We start from the raw sequence: 12,248 nt of genomic DNA on the forward strand, positions 1-12,248 counted from the left end.
CCGGACGGGGCGATCTCCGCCCGATCCGCGGGAGAACGCCTACAAACCGGCCTTGATGTCCTTCCTGGCCTGTTCGATATTCGCGAGCCACGTGTCGACGAACTTCGGATCCGTCTTTCCCTTGATGCTCTCGATGACCTTTCCCTGCGTCGCCTGGCGCATCTTCGCCTTTTCGGCCTCGGCGACATCGTTGACCTTCATTCCCTTGGACTCGAGAAGCCCGACGATGTACTTCTCGCGGGCGGCGTTCACGGCCCTGCTGTAGTTCTGGCCGAGAATCGCGGCCGTCTCGACGATCTTCTGCTGATCCTTCGTGAGGCCGTTGAACCATTCGAGATTCGCGACGAGCGGCATCGGGTCGTAGATGTGTCCGTCGAGCGACGTGAACTTCTGGACTTCGTACATCTTCACTTCCCAGATGTTCGCGAGCGGATTCTCCTGCCCGTCGACGACCTTCTGCTGCATGACCATGTAGAGCTCCGTCCACGGTACGGGGGTCGGGTTCGCTCCGAGCAGCTTGAAGGCCTCCATGTGCATCGGAGCTTCCATCGTCCGGATCTTGAGCCCCGCGAAGTCGGCGATGGTCACGATGGGCTTCTTCGAGTTCGTCGTATGGCGGAATCCGTTCTCCATCCACGCGAGCCCCTTGAGGCCGACCTCCTCGCACGACCTGAACAGCGAAATCCCGGCGGGGCCGTCCATGACGAGCCACGCCTCGTTGTAGTCATTGAACGCGTACGGAATATCGAGAACCATGAAGCGGGTGTTGAACGTCGTCATGGGGCCCGCCGAAGCGGTCGCCATCTCGAGAAGACCGTTCTTGACCTGTTCGACGGACTCCCGCTCGCCGCCAAGCTGGGAGTTGTAGTACAGGTTCACCGTCAGCTCGCCCTTCGTCTGCTCCTCGACGAGCTTTTTGAAGAGCTGAAGCCCCAGGGATTGAGGGTGCGTTTCAGAGTTGCAGAGGGACACCCTGATGACCTTCGCCGCAAACGCCAGATCCGATATGGAAAAAACGAGAGCCAGTGCGAAAACCAACACGAACACGGTGCTTTTCTTCACGGAAAATCCCCCTTTCTCCACATTGCCGACTACCCGTTCGCTTCAACGCAGGTTCCGGTACCCACAGCCTCCTTTCTTTCCGGATACGCTCAGTACCCGCAGAGTCTCGGGAGCCAGAGCGTCAGAGGCGGAAAGAACGTCACGAGCAGAAGAATCGCGATCGACGCGAGAAGCATCGGAATCGCCTCCCTGAAGGTCTGCTCGATCGTGACGCCGGCCATCGGGCTCGTCACGAAGAGGGTGATCCCGAACGGCGGCGTCGCCAGCCCGATGACGAGGTTGATGCAGATGATCGCGCCGATCTGGAGCGGATCGACTCCGAGCTTCCACGCGACGGGCGCGATAATCGGACCGAGGACGACGACGGAGGCATAGTCGTCCATGAACATTCCGTTGACGAGCAACGCGACGTTCACCATGAGCAGGAACGCCCACTGCGGAAGCGTCGCGAGCGGCCCGATCACCTTGTAGACCACCTGCTCGTTCGCGATGGCCCAGGCGGTCACGGTCGCGCTTCCCGCGAGCAGGATGACGAGTCCCGACGTCAGCGCCGTGTCCTTGAGGATCGCCGGAATGTCCGAGAGCTTGCCCTCCTTGTACACGACGAAGGTGATGATGAAGGCGTATATGGCCGCTATCGCGGACGACTCAGTCACTGTAAAGATGCTGCCGAAAATCCCTCCGAGGATGATGACGGGAAGCATGAGCGCGGGAAGGGCGCGGCGGAGCTGCTTCCACTTCTCCGGCCACGGGGCGCGCGGATGGCTCGGGTATCCTCTTTTGACGGCGATCCTGTGGATCGCGACCATCTGCGCGAGGGCGATGAGAAACGCCGGGACGACCGCCGCGAGGAAGAGCCCCGCGATGGACGTCCTTCCGACCGCGACGCAATAGATGATCATCAGAACGCTCGGCGGCATGATCGGCCCGAGCAGGGAACTGCTCGCCATGACCGCCGAACTGAAAGCGGGCGAGTATTTTTCCTTCTTCATCATCGGGATCAGAAACGACCCGAGCGACGCGACCTCGGCGAGCGCGAGCCCGACGATGGACCCCATGAAGAGACACGTTCCCACCGTGACGAGGGCAAGTGCGCCGCGGACGTGTCCGATGAAGGCGTTGACGAAATCGATGAGGGCTTCGAGGAGATGGCCTTTCAGGAGGAACTGGCCGGTGAGGACGAAGAAGGGAACCGAGAGCAGCGAAAATCCGTTCATTCCCTCGAACATCCGCTGGACGACGAGAAGCTGCGGGTAGCCGCCGACCAGGAGGTACATCGTTGAACTCAGGATCATGTTGAACGCGATGGGAAATCCGATGATCAGAAGAACGACGAAGCAGGTGACAAGCGTCAGCAGAGCCATTGAAAAACCTCCTCTTTCCACTTCCGGATCACGTTTCCAAACCTGAACCCCTTCGAAGGACAGACGCGATCGAACAAGAACCGAGGAATTCTTCCGAAACGCAGCTCTTTTATCGATTATCGATAACCGATATCATCCTCATCGATATCCGTTTTGTCAAGCACATTGCGGGCACCTCGCGGAAAGACCGGTCCGAGGGGCAGACGCAGACGAGGATGTCGTCTATAATGACGTCCGGAGGGGACGAATATGACGCGAACGTACAAATCCCGGAGAAATCCGGCCAGAGTAAAGGAAATCCAGAAAAAGCAGGAGACCTCTCCGCGCGAAACGACGCCCGCCGTCCCGATCGCCAACGGTCACGTCCCCCACGTTCTCATGCCCGAGGACATCCAGGCGCAGAACACGCTCGCCGTCCTGATCGACGCCGACAACGCCCAGCCCGCGATCATCGAGGGGCTCCTCGCGGAGGTGGCGAAGTACGGAGTCGCGTCCGTCCGCCGGATCTACGGCGACTGGACGACGCCCCAGCTCGGAAGCTGGAAGACCGTTCTTCTCGAATACTCCATCCACCCCGTGCAGCAGTTCCGCTACACCGTCGGAAAGAACGCCACGGACAGCGCGATGATCATCGACGCGATGGACCTTCTCTACACGGGGCGCTTCGACGGGTTCTGCCTCGTCTCGTCGGACTCGGACTTCACGCGCCTCGCCTCCCGCATCCGCGAGGAAGGCAAGCGCGTGATCGGCTTCGGCGAGAAGAAGACCCCGCGCGCGTTCGTCTCCGCCTGCGACAAGTTCATCTACACGGAGCTGCTTCTGGAGGAAACCGACACGAGCGCCCGCGTCCGCAAGAAGTCCGCCAAGGACCTGCGTGCGGACACCCGCCTCGTGAACCTCTTCCGCGCGGCCATCGAGGCCGCCTCCGACGACTCCGGCTGGGCCCACCTCGGCGCGGTCGGAACGAACATCGTCAAGCAGGCGCCCGAATTCGACCCCCGCAACTACGGCTTCAAGAAACTCGGCGAACTCGCCGCGGCGCTCGGAATTCTCGAACTCGACCGCAAGTCAAACTACGTCCTGATCCGCGACAGCCACAAGCGGGAAGGGAACGAGTAAGCCCGGATCTGAAACGCGGGAACGTACGACACAGTAATACCGGAGAACGCCGGACGTCCCGCGGGTTTTGGAAAGACGCCGCGCGTCAATGTCCGCGGCGCTTTCGTTTCGCTTTCTCCTGCGACAGCAGGAACTTCCGCTCCCGCTCCTCACAGCGATCCGCTCTTCGCCTCCGGGCGCGTTCACCCGCCCGTCGCTCCCGCTCCGCGGCCAGCGCGAGCTGCGACTTCGTCGACGCCGGAGCCGCGGTCATCGCAAGCCGCGCTTCCCTGACGCGTCGCCGGTAGCTCGACGCGCGCGTCGGCTCTACCGCTTCCGTCGCGGAAGCCCCGTCCTCAGGACGAACGGCTGCGACGAAACGCAGGATGTCGTCTTCCGAAGGTTCCGCCCCGAAGACGCGCCGGACGGCGCGGATCTCTCCGCCGTCCTCCCATTCGAGAATCCCCGTCCAGAACTGTCCATCGTGAAAGATCGCACAGGTCGCCATGAAAAATTTCTCCTCCGTATCGACGAATACAATACCGGAGGGCAACGGACGACCCGCGATTACGGGAAGGTTACTGCGTCTTCCCGGAATTCCCCGGAAAGACGGCCCAGACTACCAGCCGGGAGCCGTGTTTTCTTGCCCCGAGTTCAGTGAAGTTGTGGGTCTGCGCCCCGAACGGACGCAGACTGGGAAAGTATACACGATTTTCTCCGGAAACGAAGAGGGGAGACCGGGCGGTCTCCCCTCGCGTTCCTCTCAGAGGTCGTATTGTTCCTTCACAAAGGGCAGAATTCCAATTCTTTCCAGTTTTGCTACGGGACAGCGGAACGTCACCATGACGACGCCGGGCGCGCGGCCGATCTCGATGGCGCCGGATACGGTCGCCCGGTTCTTCACTTCGGGAACGGACATTCCGAGCACGTCGGCGGCGCGGGCCAGACCATTGTCGATCGCGGCGTTCATCGTCGCTCCGGTACCGATGAACGTGACCGGTGCGGTGTCCTCGATCCTGTCCATACACCACTTCTCCGCAAGTTCCAGAGCCCGAATTTTCTCCTCGCACGACAGCGGCTTCGCGAGGTGCGGCAGGTCATCTTCCACAGGGAGCAGGATCGGGCCGGACAGAGCGAGTCCTTTGATTACGTGGACCTGGAGCGTGACGACGCCAGCGACGTCCGCGGTATGTCCCGCGATCTCGCCGTTCCCCTGAAACGCGTGCATGTCGCCGACGTAGACGCCGCCGCCCGGAACCTTGACCGGGCAGATCAGGACGGCCCCGGCCCGGACCTGGTTGACGTCCATGTGCCCGTCCGTCCTGTGTTCGAGCTGTTCGGCCGTCTTCGCGTACTCGTGCGGCGCACCGACGAGAAACGCGCCGAAATCTCCCGCATTGTGCGAATCGGGAAAGGGCAGAGACGGCGTAGTCCCGAGCTGCCCGAGGAAGGGCCGCATCCGCGTCGCCATGCCGACGATGTCGTGCGGCGCGATCGCGAGGATCGGATTCTGGATGGAGTTCTCGGGACGCGACGAATAGAAGAGCGCGTCGTCCGCAACCGTTTGTGCGCCCTTTTCGTCGAGCGTCACGGCGACGCCGTGCTCGTGGTCGAAGACAATCGTGTAGCCGTTCGTGAACGCAAACGGCGAAATTTCCGCCCCGCACGACGCACACCGGACAGCGCCCTGGCCGGTTCCTTCAAGCACCGTCTTCGGGTGGTACGCGCCGCACTTCGGACACTGCTTCGCTACGTAGGGGTCGCCCCGGAATCGCGCGGCATCCGGGCACATATCATTTCCCGACGCCGTCGCGTACGACGTCACCGTCACGCTCCGGATCCGGATCGCTATGGCGTCCCCGACCTCCGCGCCTTCGACGGCCACCGGGACGGTCACTTCGTGCCCGCCCTTGAGTTCCGGCGTGATCATCGGCCCCCAGCACCCCGGAGCCGTGTTCGCCACGATGAACCCGCCGTCCTTCACAGGACCGAGCATCGGCTTGGCCGGGTTCAGAACCCCGTCCGTAAAACGATCGACAAAGACCGTTCCCGCACATTTCACTTCCGTCATGTCCGTCACTCCTTTCGTACTCGAAGCGGAAACCGTCGGTCTCCGCCGGCCATACTTCCGGAATGGACTACGCGATAGAACGATACCATATGGGCGGGAAACACAAATAGCGGATCCCCGGTCACGCCTCATCCGTCACTTCCGTTTTTCTTGGTGTGCGTCTTCGGGAATCTTGTGGGCAACATCAATGAAGTAAACACCGCCATCAACGTTTCATCACGGATGGACTGGATATCTCAGAACTAAAGTTTCCCCTTCCCAAATCGCCGCCAAGAACTCTTTCGTTGGCTCCGTCTCCTCTGGCTAAACAACAATCTCCTTCGCAGACACAAACATCCGGCCTTCCTCGGCTAATATTCGGAGTTTCGTCCTCAAGAGCGTATCGAGTCCAATCTGTCCGCCAAGAACAACGTTGAGATCGAATCCGTCCATCAAAAAGAAACTCGGTTGCTTGCCTTGGGTTATGGCCGCTAAAGCCGGCCCTGTATATCCGTTCAGCGAAAGAAAAAGGCCTCTTGTAAAGGACGCTTTTCCCTCAATTTTCCCTCGGAAAATGAGGAGGGGGGCTTCTGGGAGTTGCGTAGATTCCCATTTCGCCTCAAACAAATAGATTTCATTATCCAACACGAACGATCCGTCGATCTGTTCCCCCAATACCTTGAATGGCGATCTCGGATTCAAACCATAGAGTTCAAACAAGTCGTTCAACAAACGTTCCAACTCAAAGCCGGCTTGTTGACGATTAGGTTGCTTCCACAAGGAATAGAGCGTACTTTTCATGATTTCCAGGCGTTTGAGGAATTGAGGAACTCCAACCGCTCGCGCATTCGAGTCTCATGATCGTTGGGTTCCGGCTCCACAATTTCGGAGGATCGAGCGCGCCTATCCTTTTGCAGCGAATCAATGAACGCAGGATCACATAATGAAGGGAATTTGAAACCTACCTCCATTATCAGCCCGTTCAGAGTTCTGATTTCGTCATCTGTAATAGGCTCGTTATTCTTTTGACAGTACTTAAGCCCCTCCTTCACGATTGTCAGGATGAGCTTTTCAAAGAGATCCCGCCGGTGCTCCAACGTTCGTACGAGCAATTCGGTAATTGCCGGTTTCTTGCTCCCGGATTGCCAGAATTCTCCAAGCCCCACTTCATTCGCGACGCTTGGAAAAGTGACGTACCCTTTCCACTGACTTGAACCCGATCCGGGCAGGAAGTGATAGAGAAGGTCAGCCATCTCACTGACTACCTTGGTTTCTTTCAATGAAATCGCCACGTTATCACTCCAAAACGAACAGAGTCACGACTCTCAATATGCAAAAGAATATCGCTGAAATAGCACAATTTCTATACACGCTCCCTATGCACGCGTGCATTGAGTCACAGCATTCATGTCGAGAACGAACCATCGTGCGTATAGACTGCGAAGCGTTTTTATCCTGATCGTTCTCAAAGGGTGGTGACAAACATGGAACGCGACAGTGTTCTCCAATAACGCCGGCGAGCTCACGCCTTCCGCGCGACAAGCGCCATTTCGGGCGCGTCGTCCGAAAACGGGCGGCCACGGACGTCCGCATACGCGTCCTCCACGCGGAAGCCGTTCCCGCCGAATTCCCGCCGCACGGCGTCGAGATCGTAATACTGGAGCCAGTTGCAGACGGTGAACGTCCTGTCCGGTGCGACGATCGCGTACTTGTCGAGCGTGACCTTTTCGGGGTCGTACCGGAACGTTGTCCGGAAGCCGTAATACGGGCCGGGCGACCAGAAGCCGTCCATCAGGCGATAGCCCCACTCCGCGCTCTCGGTCCGTTTTTCGAACGCCGCGAGCGAGCAGACGTCCAGAAAGAACGCGCCCCCGTCGGCAAGCAGCGTCCGGACTCGTCCCAGGAGCGTGCGACGCTGCGCCGGACTCAGGGGGCAGAAGTCGCAGTAGATCATCGCGATCAGGTCGAAACGCTCGTCCGTATCGTAGTCGAGATAGTTCGACCGGACGTAGTCGATATCGAGCCCTTCCTCCGTCGCCATTCGTCGCGCGTAGTTGATCGACCGGTTCGAGAAGTCCACGCCCGTCACACGGGCGCCGAGCCGCGCCAGACGCGTCGCGTACAGCCCCGGGCCGCAGCCGAAGTCGGCGATCCGCGTTCCCGGGCCGATATGGAAACGCTCCGCCATCCACGCGACCGATTCGTCGATGAAGGCGATCTTCCGGGAGGCGAGGTCGGTGTTCTGGTCCAGATGGAACCGGAGCATCTGCTTCGAGATATGGTCGTCGTTCCAGAGCGTCTCGGCCGTGTAGAACGAAAAGGGCTCGGGGCGCGAGGCGATGCTTTCAAGTTCATTGAACAGGTTCATGCGTCATCCTTTCCGGGAAGTCGTCCCTTGCATATTCCCCGCACGGAAGCGCGGCGTCACCCGGCGATCCGGCTTCGACAGTCTTTATAGGTAATCATGATAGCGACGGTAATAGTATAGTTCATCACAACGCACGGATTCTATTCTTTATTTTCCGCCGAAGTACGACAAGAGCACGGTATAATGTATCGCAATGAGGAGAAATTCTTAAGAATCGAAGCATTTACGAAACACTCAAACCCTCCTCAACCGTATAATGAAAACCGAATCCACTCTTTCAAGGCGACATCCGTGCACGAGTCGATGACTATGCTGCGCGAAGACAGTGAATCATGAAGGAAGCGATCGCCATGGACCCGGATTTTCCGGATGGAGCGCATCTTCTGCAATTGGGACAAGACCTCTGGGCTTGGCCAAAATCCCGGGCTGCCGTCATGGTCGGAGCAGGATTCAGCTTGAATGCGGAACCGCTCCCCGGCGCAAGTACATGCTTTCCTCTGTGGAAACAACTGACCCGAGCGATGTTTGACGAATTGCATCCCACCTCAGCCGCGGACAGCAAAGAATCTGCAGAAAAGCGCAAAATATGGTTCGCCGGAATGAATGCGCTTCGGATCGCAAGCGAATATGAGGCGACATTTGGCAGGCGCAAGCTCGAAGAACTGATACGAAGGGAAACTCCCGATCCCCTCTTTCGCCCCGGAGAACTTCATGGCCTGCTATTGCAACTCCCGTGGTCCGATGTGTTCACGACAAATTACGATACGCTGCTCGAACGAACCGACATTGACGGGAGAAACTATCAACCTGTAACCACGACGCATGAATTGACCACGGCTGTCGCGCCCCGGATCGTCAAGCTTCACGGCTCGCTTCCTTCGCAAACGCCCTTCATCGTCACGGAAGAGGACTATCGATCCTATCCGCGACGTTTCGCTCCGTTCGTCAATACCGTGCGACAGTCCCTGATTGAAAATACGTTCGTACTCCTCGGCTTCTCCGGAGACGACCCGAATTTTCTGGAATGGACCGGCTGGATTCGCGACGAGCTGGGAGAACATCATGCGCCGATTTATCTGGTCGGACCGTTGCGGAGTACAAGCGCGGAACGTTCCCTTCTCAAGAGTCGAGGCGTCACGCCCATCGATCTGTCGCCCGTTTTCCCATCTTGGTCCCCGGAAAAAATTCATACGGATTCGCTCGAATGGTTCTTGCGTAGCCTCCATGCACAACGTCCGGCTCGTCCGGAAAACTGGCCCATGACTGGCGTTTCGTTCTCAGGACGGCTTCCGGGAAAACTACCCCGACTTTTTTTTAGTGATAAGGCGACACCTGAGGCCATTCCTTCCTCACGACCTAAAATTCCTGAGAACTACGAACTTGCAATATTCTCCCGATGGCGGTTTGAGAGGCTCCGGTATCCCGGCTGGATCGTGGCGAACGGAGCCAGACGTTCACTCCTATGGGAGAACACCAAAGAATGGATTTCATATCTCGCGAGGCAGGTCCAAGACTGGACTGCGGAAGAGCGCGCGCTGTTGTTTCGGGAAATCAACTGGCGCCTGGAAACCGCGCTGATTCCGCTCTTTCCGGATTCGATCGGGCCGTTCGAGAAAGCGGTCGACGACCTCTTTCAACGTCTTTCGGACGGGACACTCACTCTCCCCCGGTCGGAATTCCTCCCAACAAGCGACTCGGACCTCGTTGATGCGTGGTTCGAGCTTGCTTTCGGGTTGCTTCGCGAAGCACGGGAGTCCTATGACGCGCGTCGATGGGGCGCCCTAGATGAAAAAATCGGCGAAATGTCAAAAAAGCATCCCGCACACCTCGACCGGCGCACTTACGAGTCCACTCTCTGGGCTATGTGGAACGTGAAGCGCGACGAGGCCAAGAGCACCCTTTCCGAATGGCGCCCCGCGTCGCGTTCGCCTTTGGCCTCCCTATGGAAAGCCGGATTGCTCGCGGAACTGGATGAAACCGGATACGCCCGGGAACTGCTCCGAAAGACATTGACGGATATCCGGAAAGCATTGCACCTTCAGGGACAGAGCATCGAACTCTTGTCTCTTGAGGGGTGGTGTACATACATGCTGTACCTTGTAGAACCTGCGCTCGACTACAAAAACGTTCGAAACGTTCATGAGGAATTCCGGAAACGTTGGCAGGAACTCAAAACCTGGGATTGCAGTCCGTGGTTCTTGAGAGAGGAATTCACCTCCGCGCTGGCACGGTCGACTCCCAAGTTACAGAAAGCCGAACTCACGGTTCAGGGATTCGACCCGGGCAAGATTTTCCCGTCACGGAGTTCGGCAAGGGATCAAATATCCCAGTTTCTTCCCGGGTTCGCCTATATTCGGCTTTTCGAAAAGACGGGATTGCCCATGCGTGTGCAATACAAGGACACAGCGGGTGACGCTTTGGTGAATGCCTGCGGCTGGATCGCTCCCTTTATTGGCTTCTGGAGCCCGGCCTTGCTCATCCGTGCGGGAAAACTCGAGAAGCTGAAGGAAACCTTCCTGAGCAGAGCGCAGATTGCCGTCATGGACCAGGACCTTGCGACATCGGTTTTCGACTGGTGCCTGAACGCTCTCAGAAACGAAACACCACGCACATCGGAGTCCATCGCAATCGATTCCATGCAGGAAAGACTGCTCGATCTGTTGCCGGAAGTCGTCTCGCGTCTTGCGTTCAGAGTCGGGACTGACAGGTTGAAGGAAATGTTCCCTCTCGCAATCTCGTTGTACAAGCTTCGGCTCGTTCGACAGCACGGCATTGTCATTTCTTTGTTCGAGAGACTATTTCAGGCGGCGAACGGAGAACTGCTGCTTGAGTGGCTCCCCGAAGTCATCGGCTTGCCGCTATACACGGATGAAGATTCCTGCAAAGAACCGATAGAAGTTTTTCCGGTCGAGAGATACGTGGAAATAGAAAGCGCCGCAAAACAGCATCCCGTTCTTGCCGAAAAAACCCACAGTGCGACGGAGAGACTTATCAAAAAAAGCAGCGTCGAAATCGGCGGAGCGCGAAAAGAGGCGATTCTTCGCCTCATTCGCGTCTACGCTATCGGGGGCATGACAGCAGACCAACAACGCCGTTTCGGCGAGCTTCTATGGAGCGAGAGGGCGGAGGATGGACTTCCCGATCTTCCGCTCTATAGAGGCGATTTTCTTCGTCTTCCCGTTCATTCCCAAGATATCGACGTATATCAGGCGGTCAAAAACAGTCTTCTTCCATTCGATTTCGAACTCTTCGCGCCCAAAGGATCTTTAGAGGAAAACATCAAGCGGTCTGAAAAGCAAGCATCTTTTTTCCATGAAGTGCTTCATGCAACAAAACCGATGCTCCTCTCCAGAAATTGGGGAAACATCGGAATCGAGTGGAGCGCCGAAGAAGGGAAGCGATTATATTCAAAAATTTTTGAATGGTGGGACGCAAAAAAGCATTATTTTTTAACGCAAAAAAATATCAACCCTCATTATGCGTCTGCAGAATTCAAAGCATTGCATACGTTTGGCGTCTTTTTCGCTCACGCAGTCCTCCCTACTATGGACTGGGCGACCGAAAACGATTGGCAGGAACTCTCGGACTTGTTCCAAAACATCAAAGAGGTCGGCGTCTTCCCAACCGTCGCACTGCCATACGTTCTTTTGCACCGTTCCGGGAAAGCGGATTCCGTCGAAAAGACGATCGCCGATGATCTGCGTTCGGACGATGAAAGCGCCGTTGCAGCAGCCGCAGACGCAGTTTACAACTGGATCCGGCTTGCCGCCTTGAAACTGGTCCCGCCATTTCCACCCCGCCTGATGACGCTCCTGACCGCTCGCATCATTGTCCGACGCAAACCCGGAATACTCCCCATTCTCGGAGAAATGACCATTCTGTTTATCGAAGCGCCGGACGAATTGACAGCGCTAAAGAACGAAATGCGGATCGATCTGCTCATCGCAAGTCTTATTCCGTGGCGTCACGCAACTTGCCTGCCTGCACCAGAAGAAGCGCCCGGGGATTTCTGTGAAGACGAGCGTCCCGCGCTTCGCACCGCTCTCGCCGAATTCGCTTTCGAGCTGCAAAAGTGGTGCAAACGCATCGACACAGAAGGCATCGACCTCAGTCCGTTGGAATTGTGGCGAAAGTCCTGCACGGATGATCCGCTTCCGGAGGTGCGGCGCGCGTTTACGATTGAATGAGTCCCATCCCGTTACACTGTGGCGACGACATACGCTTCTCACGTCAAAACAGTCCACTTGGATACAGTTGCGGCGCGAATACAACGCCCGACGATCGATTGTTCTGTGGTAGCATCAGA

Annotated in this window: 9 protein-coding genes; 2 read left to right on the plus strand and 7 right to left on the minus strand. The window is 57.5% G+C overall.

What is annotated here, in order from left to right:
• Positions 1-39: 39 nt before the first annotated feature.
• Both ACZ5IU_RS05395 and ACZ5IU_RS05400 read right to left on the minus strand, forming a co-directional pair.
• Positions 40-1,062, minus strand: a complete 1,023-nt coding sequence (locus ACZ5IU_RS05395; RefSeq protein WP_464421168.1) for a TRAP transporter substrate-binding protein — start codon at positions 1,060-1,062, stop codon at positions 40-42.
• A gap of 89 nt (positions 1,063-1,151) precedes the next feature.
• Entirely contained in the window at positions 1,152-2,426 is a 1,275-nt protein-coding gene (locus ACZ5IU_RS05400; protein ID WP_464421169.1) for a TRAP transporter large permease, read from the minus strand.
• Between the two features lie 249 nt (positions 2,427-2,675).
• Between ACZ5IU_RS05400 and ACZ5IU_RS05405 the strand changes: the two genes are divergently transcribed.
• Complete coding sequence (locus ACZ5IU_RS05405) at positions 2,676-3,545, plus strand: NYN domain-containing protein (RefSeq protein ID WP_464421170.1); 870 nt, start codon at positions 2,676-2,678, stop codon at positions 3,543-3,545.
• Between the two features lie 85 nt (positions 3,546-3,630).
• Here the strand turns inward: ACZ5IU_RS05405 and ACZ5IU_RS05410 are convergent, their stop codons facing one another.
• From ACZ5IU_RS05410 to ACZ5IU_RS05430, 5 genes are all read right to left on the minus strand, one after another.
• Positions 3,631-4,032, minus strand: a complete 402-nt coding sequence (locus tag ACZ5IU_RS05410) for a YjdF family protein (RefSeq protein WP_464421171.1) — start codon at positions 4,030-4,032, stop codon at positions 3,631-3,633.
• Positions 4,033-4,287: 255 nt separating this feature from the next.
• Positions 4,288-5,595 (minus strand): acetamidase/formamidase family protein, encoded by a 1,308-nt coding sequence (locus ACZ5IU_RS05415; protein ID WP_464421172.1) that lies wholly within the window; start codon positions 5,593-5,595, stop codon positions 4,288-4,290.
• A 303-nt stretch (positions 5,596-5,898) separates the two neighbouring features.
• Entirely contained in the window at positions 5,899-6,375 is a 477-nt protein-coding gene (locus ACZ5IU_RS05420) for a restriction endonuclease (RefSeq protein ID WP_464421173.1), read from the minus strand.
• Complete coding sequence (locus ACZ5IU_RS05425) at positions 6,372-6,866, minus strand: hypothetical protein (protein ID WP_464421174.1); 495 nt, start codon at positions 6,864-6,866, stop codon at positions 6,372-6,374. Before ACZ5IU_RS05425 ends, ACZ5IU_RS05420 begins: the two co-directional genes overlap by 4 nt.
• Before the next feature lie 230 nt (positions 6,867-7,096).
• A complete protein-coding gene (locus ACZ5IU_RS05430; protein WP_464421175.1) occupies positions 7,097-7,942 on the minus strand; it encodes an SAM-dependent methyltransferase in 846 nt (281 codons plus the stop codon).
• Between the two features lie 332 nt (positions 7,943-8,274).
• Here ACZ5IU_RS05430 and ACZ5IU_RS05435 point away from each other — a divergent pair, with 332 nt between their 5' ends.
• Positions 8,275-12,129: an SIR2 family NAD-dependent protein deacylase gene (locus tag ACZ5IU_RS05435; protein WP_464421176.1), complete on the plus strand. Its 3,855-nt coding sequence runs from the start codon at positions 8,275-8,277 to the stop codon at positions 12,127-12,129.
• The last annotated feature ends 119 nt before the right edge of the window (positions 12,130-12,248 follow it).

The organism is Lactivibrio alcoholicus (assembly GCF_055390895.1).